Genomic DNA, 16,188 nt, shown 5'->3' on the forward strand with positions numbered 1-16,188 from the left:
CGTGCGGCTGCCCGCCGACGGAGATCGCGTCGACGTCGTCGATGCCGCCCGCGTCGGCGATCGCGGTCTGCAGCGCGTCCCACCAGTGGCGCGGGTCGACGGACGTGCCGTCGGGGTGCGAGGCGCGACGAGGGGCAGGGGCGCGGTGGCGCGACGAGGGCCCGGCCTCTGCGGTGGCCGGGCCCTCGTCGTCCTGCGGTGCGTCAGGCCACGTGCGTCCCGCGGCGGCGCGAGCGCACCATCGCCGTCCCCGCGCCCAGCAGCGCGAGGGCGAGGAGCACGAGGCCCGCGACCTGCGCGCCCGTGGTGGCGAGGCTGCCGCCACCGAACCCGCCCGCGCCGCCCGACGCGCCGCCGCCCGGAGCAGCCGCGACGACCTCGACGACCGTGGCCGCGAGGACCTGGTCGTCGACCGCGGCGGCGATGCCGTAGCGACCGACGGCCGTGGCGGCCGGGATCGTCACGGACCCGGAGGCCCCGCCGGAGGCGTCGACGGAGAACGACCCGACGACGAGCCCGAGCGGTCCGGTGCTGCCGACCGCACGCGCCGCCATGAGGCGCGCACCGCCCTGGACCTGCCCGACGAGCGACTCGGCCCCGAGCACCACGTCGACGACGGTGCCGGGCGCGAACCCGGACAGCGCGACCGGCACGGTGCCGCCCCGCGCAACCTTGCCGGCACCGAGGACGATGGTCGGCGCCGACGGCTCCGGCTCCTCGCCCGCGGCCTCGACCAGCAGGCCGACGCCCCAGCGCTCGGTCGTCTGGTAGGCGGTGCCGGTGGGCTCGGCCCAGGTGTGGACCGACGTGCGCGACCCGTCGGCGGTGGCGTCGTTGACCTGGAAGTCGAGCCCGTGGAACGTGCCCGCGCCGCCCTGGTCGTGCAGGCCGATGGCGGCCTCGACGACGTAGCCGGACGCGGTGCGCGTCGTGGCGCTGGTGACGTTGGCCTTCTGGTAGCCCTCGTCACCCGTGCCGACCGACACCGCGTTGTCCGCGCTGATGCGGATCTGGGTGTCGTCGTAGCGGTACGAGCCGTTCTTGGCGTTGCCCGGGTCGACGAAGATCTCGACCGAGTCCTGCGTCCACGGGTCCGAGCCGGCCGTGTTGACGACCGCGTCCGTGACGGTGGCGAGGACGTACAGCGTGTCGTCCTTCCACAGCGTCCTGACGTCCGCGACGGCACCCGCCGGGTCCGAGCCGGCGCCGACGACCTTGGCCGTCGTGACCGAGCCGGCGTCCGCCCACACCGCGTCCTGCTCACCGTCGATCGTCGGGGCGGCCGACGCCGCGGCGACCTCGAGGTAGGACAGCGGCTCGACGAGCGTGAGCGTGCCGGTCGCACCGAGCTTGTTCCAGCCGACCGTCGTGCTGCCGTCGGTCGCCGTGACGTCGAACGCGAGCTGGTCACCGACCGCGGCAGCGTCGAGCGGCAGGTGGACCACCGCGGCCCAGCCGTCACCCAGCTCCGTCGCGACGCCGTCGACGTCACCTTCGCCGTCCCGTCCGAACGCGTACGTCTCGCCGTCGAGCGTGAACCCGACGCCGTCCGACGCGGCCGGCGTCCCGTCCGACACGACGACGTACGCCGTCAGGTGGTCGGCCTCCCAGCGGAGCTGGAAGGCGGCCGCGTCGTCCATCGGGAGCAGCGGCAGCCGGTCCCAGTCGGGCGCGGCGGTCGCGTCGTCGTCGAGCGGGACCGTCCCGCGGAAGACGTTCGCGGCCCGCATGGGCGCGGGCAGCGTCGAGCCGTCGACGATGCCGTGGTACGCCGGCTTGGCCTTGACCTGGTCGTCGAACACGAGCGGTGCGCCCGAGTCGTTGCGCCAGGACCGCCCGTCGACGAGACCCCACACGGTCGCCGAGAAGACCTGGTCGGTCTCCGCGTGGAACGCGCGGAACGCGTCGAACGCGTCCTTGTAGTAGTAGCCCTGGTCGACCAGCTTGGCCTCCGTGACGGGCGTGCCCGTCGTGACGTCGAACTCGGTGATCGCCTGCACCTTGCCGAGGTCGGCCATGCGGTCCAGCGCACCCGCGAGCGTGCTCACGGGGGTCGCGAGGCTCACGTGGAACTGGTGCCCGATGCCGTCGAACTCGACGCCGCGGTCCACCATGCGCGCGATCAGGTCGTAGTAGCGCTGCTGCTTGCCGGCCTGCTCGGTGTTGTAGTCGTTGATGAACAGCGTGACCGGGTGCGTCTTCCCCGGGGCCGCGTACGTGCCGTTGAAGGCGTCGTTCGCGTACGCGAAGGACAGGTCGACGAACTGCTCGCCGAGCACCTGGAACCACCGGCTCGTGCGCATGCCGCCGGGGGTGCCGCTGCCGTCGGAGACGACCTCGTTGACCACGTCGAACGCGTACAGCGGGTTGGTCGCGCTGCCGAACTTCCCGTACTTGTCGCTGAGGTACTTCGCGACGTTGTCGATGTGCGTGCGCAGCCGGGCCTTCAGCACCGCCTGGTCGGCGGGGCTGTCGGTGAGCCAGCGGCCGGAGCCGTCCTGGAAGAACCAGTCGGGCGTCTGGCTGTGCCACACGAGCACGTGCCCGTAGACCTTGAGGTCGTGCTCCGCCGCGTACGTCATGAGTGCGTCCGCCTCGGGGTTCGTCGTGACGAACGTGTGCGTCGGGTCGTTCGCGTCGTACCACGCCTCGGGCTTCATGAAGTTCTCGGGCGTGATCTGGTCGAAGTGCTTCGTGAGCAGGCGACCGTACGGGTCGGCCGTGTCACGCGCCTGGATCGCGGCGCCGAACGGGAAGTCCAGCGTGTCCTTGATCGGCGTGAGCCCCTCCTCGATCGACAGCGGCGACGCGACCTTGACGACGATGTCGTCGACCAGGAAGTCGGACGTGTTGCCGTTGTTGTAGTCGGTCTCCAGGTAGAGCAGGTCGGAGCCCTCGGGCAGCCGGATCGACGCCTTCACCTCGACCCACTGGCTGTTCGACTGGCCGGACACCTGCGCGAGCGTCGTGAACCTCTGCGTGCCGCCGTCGTCGTGGCGGACCGTGAGCCACACGTCGTCGGCCGGCTGGCCGGCGGCGAAGCGGACCCACGCGGACAGCTCGTAGAGCGTGCCGGGCACGAGGACGCCGTCGACGTCGAACGCGAGGCCGTGGCCCTGCGACGTGCGGTTCGCGACGAGCGCGGACTGCGCACCGCCGTGGGCCGCGGTGGTCGTGACGGTCGCCGTCGGCGTCCCGCTGCCCGTCTCCCGGACGAACCAGCCGTCCATGCCGTCCTCGAAGTCGGCCGAGATGACCGTCGAGCCGACCGGCTGCGCCGGTGCGAGCGTGACGGACGGGAGCGTGAACTCCCAGCCGGCGTCGAGCCGCTCCTGCACGACCGCCTTGAGCGCGGCGACCGAGTTGGCGCGATTGCCGCCGCCGTCGTGCACGAGCACGATCTCGCCGTCCTTCATCGCCGCGCGCAGGTTGGCCTTGAGCGCCTCGACGTCGGACTGCACGGTCGCGTCCCAGTCGTTGATGAGGTTGGTGACGGCGAGCGGCTGCATGCCGAGCGACACGGCCGCGGCGGGCGTCCGGCCCCACGCGCCGTTGGGCGCACGGAAGAACGGCACCTGGCCGTTCGGGTCGCCGAGCGCGGTGCGGATGGTCGTGAGGTTCTGCGCCATCGTCTGCGCGGCCTGCTCCTGCGTGAGCCCGTCCATCGCGCTGTAGTCGGTGGAGTGGTTGCAGAGCGTGTGGCCGTCCGCGACGATCCGCCGCAGGACCGCCGCACCGTCGCCGGTCGTGACGTTCTGGCCGATGACGCAGAACGTCGCGGGGATGTCCTTCGCGGCGAGGAAGTCGAGCAGCTCGGTCGTCGCGGCACCGTTCGGGCCGTCGTCGAAGGTGAGCGCGGCCCGCTTCACCCCGGGCGCCGAGGCGGCCGCCGCCGTCGCGACGGGCGTCGTCGTCGGGTTGAGCGCACCGCCCGGCGGGACGTCCGGCACCTCGCCGGGGCCTGTGGCCGCCTGGCCGGTGATGACGACGTCGTCGACGAGGAACGAGGCCGTCGCACTGTCGGACTCGACGTAGAGGTTGGTCGGCGGCGTCGCCGGGTCCACCGTGTACGTGCCGGACAGCTTCGTCCAGGCCCCCGACGTCACGGCCACGCGGCCGCCGACCCACGGGTACTCGTTCGCCGCGCCGGGCGTCTGCATGCCGAGGTTGAGCTGGGCCGGGCCCACCTCCCCGTCCGCGAGCCGCACCCACGCCTCGATGTCGTAGGTGCCGGTGGTGACGAGCGCGGACACGTCGTGCTGCGCGCCGTTCCACCCGGCGCTGCGCCCGGTGACGAGCAGGCTCGACGTGCCGCCGTGCGCCCGCGTCGTCGTGGTCGCGACCGTCGTGCTGCCGGAGCCGCGCGCGGTCCAGCCGTGGCCCGCCGACTCGAAGGTGCTCGTCAGGACGGCGCTCGGGCCGGCCGCTGCCGGACCGGTGATGACGAGGTCGTCGACGAGGTAGGTGTACGCGCCGGTGAGGTCCCCGGTGCCGAGGTAGAGCTGAAGATCCGACGGCGCGGTCCCGGTCGCCGGGACGGTGTACGTGCCGCTCACGGTGGTCCACGCGTCCGCGGTCATGCTCGCGTTGCCGATCCACGTGTACGCCGGCTTCATGACGAACCGCACGCCGGCGGGTCCGCCGGTGGTGCCGTCGGCGAGGCGCGCGCGCATCGAGATCGTGTACTCGGTGCCGGGCACGAGGTCGGCGAGCGCGCCGGGCGCTGTCTGGACGCCCTCGTAGTCGGCCGCGCGGTTCGCGACCTGGAGGACCTTGCCGCCGTCGACGTCGACGACGCTCAGGGTGGGGTTGCCGCTCTGCTGCCAGATGCCGGTCGTGCCGTCCTCGAACGTGGTCGTCGACACAACGGTGGGCGACGCCGCGGCGGCGGTGGTCGCGGTGGGCAGGACGCCCGCGATCGGGGCGGCGACGACGCCGAGCGCCACCACCGCGATCCCGATAGTTTCGAAGCCTCTCGGCCGTCTCATCGACGCTCCTTTGCGCAATGCTGACAGGTGACCGCGTCAACCTACGCAGCGCCGAGCGAATCCGATATCAGCCGGAGGAGCGAATTATCGACCCAACCGTCGCAAGTATCGAAACTGTGACGCATCCGTGACCATCAGGACGACCGCGCGTCCGACGTCGGCGAGCCTGGCGAGGCGCCCGGACGACTCACCACGCGAGGGTCCGGCCGCGCGGCGGGCCGGAGCACGACGAAGCCCCCGACGCTCGCGGGCGCCGGGGGCTTCGGGAGTCGTCGCGTCAGTGCGCGGCGTCGTACGCGGACTTCACCTCGGCGGAGATGCGACCCCGCTCCGAGACGTGGTGCCCGTTGGCCTTCGCCCACTCGCGGATCGCCTGGGCGTCGCCCGCGGAACGGCGAGCGTTGCTGCTGCCGCCGCGGCCGGCGGGGCGCGCCGACGACGAGCGGCCGCCGACCTTGCGTGCGTGGCCGACCCACTGCGCGAAGCCGTCACGCAGCTCCGAGGCGTGCGCCGCGGTGAGGTCGATCTCGTAGGTGACGCCGTCGAGCGCGAACGTCACCGTCTCGTCCGCCGTTCCGCCGTCGATGTCGTCGACGAGCAGGACCTGGACCTTCTGAGCCATTGTTCGCTCCGGGGTAAGTGCGTGGAGGGGATTTCTCGCTTACCCGGGAAGCATGGCACCCGTACTATTCGGACGTCAAACGGTCCCGCTTCGATTCCTCATTTGTGGTCGCGGCTTCACGCTGTGCCGCCAGGCGTTCCTCGGCATCCATTCTCGCCAATGCCTGCCGTTCGGTGCGGTCGGCATTCACGAGTGCGCGGATGGCGAACCAGAAGATCAGCCCGACACCGATCGACGGGAGGATCGCGGCCAGCGCCGCGGTGAGCCCGTTCATGCGTCAGCCCTGCGGCTTCACGAGCGGGAAGAGGATCGTCTCGCGGATGCCGAGCCCCGTGAGCGCGATGAGCAGGCGGTCGATGCCCATGCCCATACCACCCGACGGTGGCATCGCGAACTCCATGGCGGTGAGAAAGTCCTCATCGATGCGCATCGCCTCGTCGTCACCGCGTGCCGCGAGCGCCGCCTGCGCCTCGAACCGCTGCCTTTGGATGACCGGGTCAACGAGTTCCGAGTAACCGGTCGCGAGCTCCATCCCGCGCACGTACAGGTCCCACTTCTCGACGAGCCCGTGCTTGCTGCGGTGGTCGCGCACCAAGGGCGACGTCTCGACCGGGAAATCGCGCACGAACGTCGGCGCCGTCAATGCGTGACCGACGTGGTGCTCCCAGAGCTCCTCGACCATCTTGCCGTGGTTGCGCTGGCCGGGAGCGAGCTCGATCTCGGCCTTCTCGAGAAGCTCGAGCAGGACCTCGTCGGACGTGTCGTGCGTGATCTCGACGCCCAGCGCCTCCGACAGCGAGTCGTACATCGGCAGCCGCGCCCACTCGCCGCCCACGTCGTACTCGGTGCCGTCGGCGAGCGTGACGACGGTCGAGCCGAACGCGTCGCGCGCGGCCGTCTGGACCAGGTCCTGCGTGAGGTCCGCGATCGTGTCGTAGGTGCCGTAGGCCTCGTACGCCTCGAGCATCGCGAACTCGGGCGAGTGCGTGGCGTCGACGCCCTCGTTGCGGAAGTTGCGGTTGATCTCGAAGACGCGCTCGACGCCGCCGACCGCGGCGCGCTTGAGGAACAGCTCGGGCGCGATGCGCAGGAACAGCGGGATGTCGAACGCGTTCATGTGCGTCTCGAACTGGCGGGCCGCCGCACCCTCCGGGCGGACCTGCAGCATCGGCGTCTCGACCTCGATGAACCCGCGCCGGTGCAGGTTGTCGCGGACCGAGCGGAGCACCGCGGCGCGCGTGCGGACCATGTCCCGCGAGCGCTGGTTGACGATGAGGTCGACGTAGCGCTGACGGACGCGCGCCTCCTCCGACAGCTCGGTGCCCTCGTACAGGTTCGGCAGCGGGCGCAGCGCCTTCGCGGCGATCGACCAGGAGTCCGCGAACACCGAGAGCTCACCACGGCGCGACGAGATGACGCGCCCGTGCACGAAGACGTGGTCGCCCAGGTCGACGTCCGACTTGAACGCGGACAGCCGCTCCTCGCCCACCTCGGCGAGCGACAGCATCGCCTGGAGGCGGTTGCCCTCACCGTCCTGGAGCGTCGCGAAGCAGAGCTTGCCCGTGTTCCGTAGGAAGACGACGCGGCCGGCGATCCCGACCTCGTCCTGCGTCTCCGTGCCCGGCTCGAGGTCGGGGTACGCGGCGCGGACCTCGGCGATCGTATGCGTGCGCGGCACCACCACGGGGTACGCCTCGGTGCCCTCGGCGAGCAGGCGCTCACGCTTCGCGCGGCGGACCTGGATCTGCTCGGGGGTGTCGTCGACGGGGGCGTCGTCGGCGGCGTTCTCGGCCGGGTTCTCGGGCGCAGCGGTCACCGGGCGATCCTACCGGCGTGACCTGTGCTGCCCGGCGCCGCGGCCGGTGACGTGCACGACGCCGGCCGGGCGCCGGCGCGCTCGTCGCGAGGCCGTCGCGCGAGGTGCTCCCCCGCGGTGCTGCCCCGTGTCCGCCCTCAGGACGCCTGGAGGTCCAGCGCCAGGTCGAGGATCGGCGACGAGTGCGTGAGTCCACCGACGGACAGGTAGTCGACGCCCGTGCCGGCGACCTCGGCGGCCCGGTCGAGCGTGAGGTTGCCCGTGGCCTCGAGCTCGACGCGGCCCGTCGTCGGCTCACCCGCGCGCACCGCCGCGACGACCTCGGCCAGCAGGGGCGTCGGCATGTTGTCGAGCAGCAGGAATCGCGCCCCGGCCGCGACCGCCTCGATCGCCTGGTCGAGCGTGTCCGCCTCGACCTGGATGTCGACGTCCGGGAACCGCTCCTGCACCGCGCGCACCGCGGCGGCGACCGACCCCGCGGCGATCACGTGGTTGTCCTTGACCATCGCGACGTCGTACAGCCCCATGCGCTTGTTGGTGCCGCCCCCGCAGCGGACCGCGTACTTCTCCAGCGCGCGCAGGCCCGGGGTCGTCTTGCGCGTGTCGAGCACCTGCGCGCCCGTCCCGTCGAGCACGTCCGCCCAGCGGCGGGTGTGCGTCGCGACGCCCGACGCGCGCGACGCGAGGTTGAGCATCGTCCGCTCCGCGACTAGCAGCGTCTGCACGGGTCCGACGAGCACCGCGAGCACCTCGTCGCGCCACACGTGCGCGCCGTCCTCCACGGTGAGCGTGACGGACACGGCGGCGGTGCCGAGCCGGTGCGCGACCTGGTCGACGACCTCCTGGACGACGACCAGCCCGGCGACGACGCCCTCCGCCCGTGCCACGAGGTGCGCGGTGCCGACGGCGTCGGGTGGGATCGTCGCCTGCGACGTGACGTCCCGGCCCGGTGCGGGGCCGAGGTCCTCGTCGAGCGCGACCTGGACCACCCGGGCGACCCACGCGGGGTCGAGCTGCTGCTGCACGCCGCCACCCTACGTGCGTGACGACGGCCCCGGACGGAGGGGTCCGGGGCCGTCGTGGTGGGTACCGCCCCGCCGGGCAGGGCGGCGGGGCGGTGTCGGTCAGGAGTACGTCACGCGCACCGGGGCGCTCGCCACGGCCTCCTTGCCGACGTAGGCCTTGACCTCGAACTGGCCGGGCAGGACCCAGACGGGCACCTTGACCTTGGTGCTCGCGGCACCCGAGGCGTCGGTCTTCACCGTGCCGAGGTCGGCGTCCTTCCAGTACCAGTCGTGCACGCCCTCGACGAGCTTGCCGAACAGCCCGCCGTACGACGGGGTCGCCGGCCGGTCGCCGACGCGGTCGAGCACGAGCCGGACCTTGGTCTTGGCCGGGAAGTCGGCGAGCGCGACGGCGAGCTTCTTGCCCGGCGCGACCTTGTCCGACCCGAGGGTCAGGACCGGCCCGGGCTCGACGACCGGGGCCGCGAGCTCGAGGACGCCCCAGCGGGCGGTGCTCTGGTACGAGCGGCCCGTCGGGTCGGTCCACGTGCGGACCGAGCCGCGCACGCCGTCGGTGGCGTCGTTGACCTGGAAGTCCAGGCCGACGAGGTCGCCCGCGACCGCGTCGCGACCCAGCGCGATCGACGCCTCGACGACGTACCCGCCGTCGATCAGCGCCGTGGCGCTGGTCAGCCGCTCACCGATGACCGACAGGTCGCCGCTGACCGACTGCGCGTTGCTCGCGCTGATCCGGTACTGCCCGTCCTGCGGGGTGTACGCGCCGTTCTTGGCGTTGACCGGGTCGACGAAGATCTCGACCGAGTCCTGCTCCCACGCGTTCGTCGCGGACTCGTCGATCACCGGGTCGGCGACCTTCACCAGCACGTCGACGGCGTCGTCGTGCCACAGGACCCGCACCTCGGCCGTGGCACCCGGGGTGCCCTCGACCTGGGTGTCCGTCGTGATGACCGGGGCCGTCGCCCACACGTCGTCGACCGTGCCGTCGATCGTCGGGGCGGTGGTGGCCTGCGGCGCCGAGACGAAGCCGATCGGCTCGATGAGGGTGACGACGCCGAGGCGCTCGCCGTCCTCCTGGCCGTGCGACAGGTCGTTCCACGAGCGCTGCTCGCCCGTGACGCCGTCGGTCACGCGCACGTCGAACGGCACGGTGCCGCCCTCCGTCAGGCCGGCGACCGGGACGGGGACCGCGAACCGGTAGCCCGTGGCGGTGGCCTGCGCCTCCGTACGGTTCACGGTGACGTGCGCCTCGGCGGCGAAGACGTCCACGACGTCCTCGGTGCCGTCGTCGCTCGCGTCCGCGACCTCGACGTACGCGGTGAGGCCGTCGGCCGACCAGCGCAGCTGGAATCCGGTGCCCTCACCGATCGGCGTCTCCGGCAGCAGGTTCCACGTCGCGTCGTCGACACCCGTGGGCGTGCCCTGGTGCGCATCCGCCTGTCGCGTGAGCGTCGGCAGCTCCGACCGGTCGACGATGCCCCAGTAGGCCGGCTTGGCCTGCAGGTCGTCGTCGAACGGCAGCGGCGCACCCTCACGCCACGACCGGCTGTCGTACGGGCCCCACAGGGTCACCGAGAACAGGTCCGGGTAGTCGCGCAGCATGTCGAACACGTCGGCGTAGTAGTAGCCCTGCGCGACGAGCTTCTCCTGCGTGACGGCCCCGTCGATCGGCGCGTCGAGCTCCGTGACCGCCTGCAGCAGGCCCGTGGTCGCGAACGCGTCAATGCTCGCCTTCATCTGCGACACGGGCTGGAGCAGGTTGACGTGGAACTGGTGGCCCAGCCCGTCGAGCGGGACGTCCCGGTCGAGCAGGCGGTTCACGACCGCGAGCATCGCCTGCCGCTTGGCGGGCAGCTCGGTGTTGTAGTCGTTGAGGAACAGCTGGACCGGGCCGTCGGTGTCACCGCCGTTGAACGCCTCGCTCGCGTACCCGAACGCGAGGTCGAGGTACTGCTCACCGAGGACCTCGAACCAGCGGCTCTTGCGCAGGCCGTCGCTCTCGCTCTCCGCGATGGCCTCGTTGACGACGTCGAACGCGACGATCGGGTTGCCGTCGGTGCCGTACTCGCCGTACTTGTCGCGGTAGTGGTCGGCGACGGTCTCGATGTGCGTGCGCATGCGGTCGCGCAGGATCTGCTGGTCCGCCGCGCTGTTCGTCAGCGGGGTGCCGTCGGTGTGGTTGAAGAACCAGTCCGGCGTCTGGGAGTGCCACACGAGCGTGTGCCCGTAGACCCGCTGACCGTGCTCGATCGCGCTGTCGACCAGCGCGTCCGCCGCCTCGAAGGTGAACGTGCCCTCGGTCGGCTGGATGCTCTCGGGCTTCATCGCGTTCTCGGCGGTGATCTGGTCGTAGTGCTTGACCACGAGCTGCTCGCCCGTGCCGACCGTCTCACGCTCGTCGATCGCGACGCCGACCGGCCACGGCAGCTCGTCCTTCAGGGACGGGATGTCCGTCTGCACCGGCGGAGCGGTCGAGCCCGTCACGACGACGTCGTCCACCACGAACGACGCGAGCGACGACGCCGACTCGACGTACAGCAGCGCCGATTCGGCGGCCGCCATCGTGTACGACGCCTGCACGTGGGTCCACGCGTCGGCGGTGACGCCCGTCGCGGTCGTGACCGTGTCGTAGGTCGACTCGCCCGCGTTGTCGCGCTGGACGGACACGCGCAGGTCGGCCGGCTCGGTCGCACCCGCGGCGAGCTTGAGCCACAGGTCGATCGAGTACGTGCGGCCCGTCTGGAACACGTCCGTGACCGTGGCGCCGATGCCGTTCCACGCCTGCGTGCGGTCCGCGACGAGCGCCGCCTGGGCGCCGCCGTGCGCGTCGTCGGTCAGCGTGACGGTGTTGTCGCCGCGCGGACCCCAGACGCCGAGGCCCTCCTCGAAGTCGTTGCTCAGGCCGGTCGGCACCGAGCCGCCGTCGCCGTCGAGTCCTCCGGTCGGCAGCGTGAACTGCCAGCCCGCCGCGAGGCGCTCGTCGACCACCGTCTGCACGGCCGCGAGCGTCCCGGAGCGGTCGCCGCCGCCGTCGTGCGCGAGCACGACCTCGCCCGGCTTCATGGCTGCGCGCAGGTTCGACGTGAGCGTCGGGACGTCCTGCGTGGCCCAGTCGTCGATCGTGTTCGTCACCGCGAGCGGCTGCATCCCGAGCGCGACGGCCACGCCGGGCGTGACGCCCCAGCTGCCGTTCGGCGCGCGGAAGTACGGGACCTTCGCGTCCGGGTCGCCGAGCGCGTCGCGGATGATGCCGAGGTTCTCGACGAGGTCGGCGCGCACCTGCTCCGCGGTCCACGCGCCCATGTCGGCGTACGACGTCGTGTGGTTGCACAGCGTGTGGCCGTCCGCGACGATCCGGCGCAGCACGTCCGCGCCGCCCGGCGCCTGGATGTTCTGGCCGATGACGCAGAAGGTCGCCGTGATGTCGCGCTCGGCGAGGAAGTCGAGCAGCGCCGTCGTGGTGGCGCCGTTGGGGCCGTCGTCGAACGTCAGCGCGGAGACGTCACCGGTGCCGCGCGCGGTCGCGACGGGCGTCGTGGTCGGGTTCACCGCGCCGCCGGGGACGACGCCGCCCGGGTCCGTCGGCTCTTGCCCCGTGATCACCACGTCGTCGACGAGGACGTCCGGGAACGGCGCCGCGTCGCCGCCGTCGAGGTACATGCGCGCGGCATCGAGGCCCTCCTCGAACGTGTAGGAGCCGCTGATCGTGGTCCACGCGTCGGCGCCGAGCGTGCTCGGGCCGCTGACCCAGGTGTACGGGTTGGACGCCTCCGGGGCGTCGACCGTGAAGTGCACGCCCGCGGCGGGCTGGGTCGCGTCGGCGAGACGCGCTCGCATGGAGACCGTGTAGGTCTCGCCCGGCTCGAGCAGCGGGACCAGGTCGAGGGCGATGCCCTGCCAGCCGGCGGTCCGGCCGGCGATCTTCAGGCTGGTACCCGCGCCGTCGGGATCCGGCACCAGCGTGAGGGTGGGGCTGCCGCTCGGCGTCCACGGGGCGTACGAGCCGCCCTCGAAGTCGCTGCGGAGGATCTCGCTGTCCGCCGCTCGTGCGGTGGAGGCGGGTGCGGAGCCGAGCGCCGGCGCGGCCACCAGGCCCAGCGCCAGCACCCCGACTCCGATAGTTTCGAACAGGCCTGACCGACTCATCGACGCTCCCTTGCGCGGACGGGTCCCGTACTTCGGGGTTCAGGATCCGACGATACGGTCACATCACGCGATCCGACCAGGGCTGACGTCCAGAAACCGCGCGGACCAGGTATCGAAACTATCGCGCCGCAGGTCGGGGCCGTGCGGCTCGCGCCGTCTTCACCCGCGGCAGGCCGACGCACGCGCCCTCAGGGCGCGTTCGGCCCGTCGGACGCACGTGAGGGCGCGCTCGGCGCCTGGTGCGGCGGGCCGGGTCGGCCGACCCGGCCGCGCGGGGGCGCCGTCGGTCAGTCCAGCGGGACGCGGGTCGTCGTCAGGGTGCCGTCGGAGGCCAGGGCGAGCTCGAGGCGCAGGCGCCAGGCCTCGTGGCGGTCGGGGAAGTCCGTGCGCGCGTGCCCGCCGCGGCTCTCCGTCCGCTCGAGCGCCGCCGCCGTCAGGACGGTCGCGACCTGGTGGACGTTCGTCGTCTCCCACTCGGCGACCTGCGGGGCCGCGAGCGCCCGCCCGTCGTCGCGGCGCTCGTGCGCGTCGGTCGGCACGGCCGCGAGCGCGGAGACCGCCCGCGTCAGCCCGTCCCCGGACCGCAGCACGCCGGGCCCGTCGGTCGCGATCCGCTGCACGCGCGACCGCGCGGCGGCGGCGACGAGCGCCGCGTCGCCGGCGCGCTCCTGCGGCGTCCGGCGCGGCAGCGCGCCCGCCTGGACCTTCTCGGCGATGTGCCGGGCGGCCCGGGTCGCGAAGACGAGGCCCTCGAGGAGCGAGTTCGACGCGAGCCGGTTCGCGCCGTGCACACCGGTGCACGCGACCTCCCCCGCCGCGTACAGGCCGGGCACCGACGTCCGCCCGACGAGGTCGGTGACGACGCCGCCCGAGTGGTAGTGCTGCGCCGGGGCGACGGGGACCAGGTCGTTCGCCAGGTCGATGCCGTGCTCCTGGAGCCGCTCGTGGATCGTCGGGAACCGGCGCCGCAGGAAGTCCGCGCCGAGGTGCCGCGCGTCGAGCCAGACGTGGTCCGCGCCGGTCTCGGCCATGCGCCGCACGATCGCGTGCGCCACGACGTCGCGTGGCGCGAGCTCCGCCATGGGGTGCACGTCGGGCATGAACCGCACGCCGTCGGTGTCGAGCAGCAGCGCACCCTCGCCGCGCACCGCCTCCGACACGAGCGTGAGCTGGCCCTTCACGCCCGCGCCGAGCCACAGCACCGTCGGGTGGAACTGCACGAACTCGACGTCGCCGAGCACCGCACCGGCCCGCAGCGCCGCGGCGATGCCGTCACCCGTCGCCGACGCGGGGTTGGTCGACGAGCGGAACACCTGCCCGATGCCGCCCGTCGCGAGCACCACGGCCCGCCCGAGCGCGGCACCGACACCGTCGCGCTGCCCCTCGCCGATGACGTGCAGCGTCACGCCGCACGCGGCGCCGGGCGTCCCGTCGGGCCCGGGCGGGCCGGTGAGCACGTCGAGCACGAGCGCGTGCTCGATGACCTCGATCCCCGGGTCGTCGCGCACCGCCTCGATCTGCGCGACCAGCGCGCGCGAGATCTCCGCACCCGTCGCGTCGCCGCCCGCGTGCGCGATGCGGTCCGCGTGGTGCCCGCCCTCGCGGGTCAGCGAGATCTGGCCGTCGGGCTGCGTGTCGAACACCGCGCCGCGTGCCACGAGCTCGCGCACACGCGCCGGGCCCTCGGTCACGAGCACCTCGACCGCGCGCGGGTCGCACAGGCCGACACCCGCGACGAGCGTGTCCTGCAGGTGCGCCGCCGGGGAGTCCGACGGGTCGAGCGCGGCCGCGATGCCGCCCTGCGCCCACACGGTCGAGCCCGAGACGAGCGCGTCCTTCGTCACGAGCAGGACGCGCGGCACGCGCGTGCGCAGCTCCAGGGCGGCCGTCAGGCCCGCGATGCCCGAGCCGACGACGACCGCGTCCGCCTCGACCGTCCAGCCCGCCGCGGGCGCGGCCAGTCGCGTCGCGAGACGGGTCGCCGTGCCGGGGCCCGGACGGGCTGCCGGCAGGGGCGTCGTCGGCGGGGCGCCGCCGGCCCGGTCCGCGACCGTCGTCACCGGTCGGTGCCGGCCTGCGGGAAGGGGTGCGGGTGCTCGACCAGGTCACGGCCCACCGCGAACGGCACGCCGCTCGACACGAGGCCCGCCTGCTCGGTCCACTCGTCGGGGACGCGGCCGGGGTCCTCGCCCAGCTCGACGATCCTGTTCTCGGCGTCGACCAGCACGACGTGCGGCTGGTACGTGCGCGCCTCGGCGTCCGACATCAGGCCGTACGCGATGAGGATGACGACGTCGCCCGGGTGCACGAGGTGCGCCGCGGCGCCGTTGATGCACACCTGGCCCGAGCCGGCCTCGCCCGCGATCGCGTACGTCGTGAGGCGCGACCCGTTGGTCACGTCGACCACGTCGACCTGCTGGCCGGGCAGCAGGTCCGCCGCCGCGAGCAGGTCGGCGTCCACCGTGATCGAGCCGACGTAGTGCAGGTCGGCCTGCGTCACGGTCGCCCGGTGGATCTTGCCGGTCATCATGGTCCGCTGCAGCGTCGTCATGCGCGGGCTCCTTCCTGCGCGTCCGCCCCGGGCGCGAGCACGCCGTCGGGCCGGCGGGACGCCCCGAGCGTCACCGCCGTGTTGTCGATGAGCCGCGTCGTCCCGACGCGCACCGCGAGCAGCAGCAGCGCCACGCCCGCGGTCGTGTCGACGACCGGCGTGAAGTCGTCCGGGTCGACGAGCGCGACGTAGTCCACGTCGTCGTCCGCGATGCCCGCCGCCGCGAGCGCCGTCCGGGCCGCGTCGACGACGTCCTGCGCCCCCGCCCCGGCGCGCGCCCACTCGGCACCTGCGCGCAGCGCACGCGACAGGCCGAGGGCCCGCTGACGCTCGTCGGGCGACAGGTAGGCGTTGCGGCTCGACAGGGCCAGGCCGTCGACGTCCCGCACGAGCGGCGCTCCCACGACCTCGGTCGGCACGTCGAGGCTGCGGACCATCGCCCGGATCGCGGCGAGCTGCTGCGCGTCCTTCTCGCCGAACAGCGCCACGTCGGGGCGCGTGAGGTGCATGAGCTTGAGCACGACGGTCAGCACGCCGTCGAGGTGACCGGGCCGTGCGGCGCCCTCGAGCACCGCGCCGATCGGGCCCGCGCTCACGCGGACCGTCGGGTCGCCGTCCGGGTACATGACCGCGACGTCGGGTGCGAACACCACGTCCCCTGCGCCCAGCAGACCCGGGCCCGTGAGCAGCGCGAGGTCGCCGTCGAGATCGCGCGGGTAGCGCGACAGGTCCTCGGTCGGACCGAACTGCAGCGGGTTGACGAAGATCGTCGTGACGACCACGTCGGCGAGCTCGCGCGCGTGCGCGACGAGCGACAGGTGCCCCGCGTGCAGCGCGCCCATCGTCATGACGACGGCCCGGCGGTACGGCTTCGTGCCGCGCGCCTGCGCGTCCTGGTCCGCGAGGGCCGACGCGAGCTCGTCGCGCGTGCGCGCGAGCACCGGCCTCGTCTTCGTCATCGCTCGTCCTCCTGCGGGCGGTCGGGGCCGGTCGGCCCGTCCTCGGACCCGCCCGACGGGTCGTCGGCGGGTCGTCCCTCCTGG

The 16,188-nt window shown here is 73.1% G+C and carries 9 protein-coding genes; all 9 read right to left on the reverse strand.

The window, feature by feature from the left end:
• Positions 1-203 precede the first annotated feature (203 nt).
• Positions 204-4,988 carry an endo-1,4-beta-xylanase gene (locus OMK64_RS18620; protein ID WP_272729852.1) on the reverse strand — a complete coding sequence of 1,595 codons (4,785 nt, stop codon included), beginning with the start codon at positions 4,986-4,988 and terminating at the stop codon, positions 204-206.
• 277 nt (positions 4,989-5,265) lie between these two features.
• Positions 5,266-5,610, reverse strand: coding sequence for a histone-like nucleoid-structuring protein Lsr2 (locus OMK64_RS18625; protein ID WP_272729853.1), 345 nt, complete (start codon positions 5,608-5,610; stop codon positions 5,266-5,268).
• Between the two features lie 64 nt (positions 5,611-5,674).
• Complete coding sequence (locus OMK64_RS18630) at positions 5,675-5,884, reverse strand: hypothetical protein (RefSeq protein WP_272729854.1); 210 nt, start codon at positions 5,882-5,884, stop codon at positions 5,675-5,677.
• Between the two features lie 3 nt (positions 5,885-5,887).
• Entirely contained in the window at positions 5,888-7,426 is a 1,539-nt protein-coding gene (gene lysS, locus OMK64_RS18635) for a lysine--tRNA ligase (protein ID WP_272729855.1), read from the reverse strand.
• A 137-nt stretch (positions 7,427-7,563) separates the two neighbouring features.
• Entirely contained in the window at positions 7,564-8,451 is an 888-nt protein-coding gene (gene nadC / locus OMK64_RS18640; RefSeq protein ID WP_272729856.1) for a carboxylating nicotinate-nucleotide diphosphorylase, read from the reverse strand.
• A gap of 99 nt (positions 8,452-8,550) precedes the next feature.
• Entirely contained in the window at positions 8,551-12,594 is a 4,044-nt protein-coding gene (locus tag OMK64_RS18645; RefSeq protein ID WP_272729857.1) for an endo-1,4-beta-xylanase, read from the reverse strand.
• Positions 12,595-12,881: 287 nt separating this feature from the next.
• Complete coding sequence (locus tag OMK64_RS18650; RefSeq protein WP_272729859.1) at positions 12,882-14,606, reverse strand: L-aspartate oxidase; 1,725 nt, start codon at positions 14,604-14,606, stop codon at positions 12,882-12,884.
• Between the two features lie 44 nt (positions 14,607-14,650).
• On the reverse strand, positions 14,651-15,145 hold the full coding sequence (panD, locus tag OMK64_RS18655) for an aspartate 1-decarboxylase (RefSeq protein ID WP_124344437.1): 495 nt from the start codon (positions 15,143-15,145) through the stop codon (positions 14,651-14,653).
• Positions 15,142-16,104: a pantoate--beta-alanine ligase gene (gene panC, locus OMK64_RS18660; protein WP_272729858.1), complete on the reverse strand. Its 963-nt coding sequence runs from the start codon at positions 16,102-16,104 to the stop codon at positions 15,142-15,144. The genes panD and panC overlap by 4 nt, the downstream gene beginning before the upstream one ends.
• Positions 16,105-16,188: the final 84 nt, after the last annotated feature.

Origin of the sequence: Cellulomonas fimi, from assembly GCF_028527925.1 — a bacterium.
GTDB classification, from domain to species: domain Bacteria; phylum Actinomycetota; class Actinomycetes; order Actinomycetales; family Cellulomonadaceae; genus Cellulomonas; species Cellulomonas fimi_C.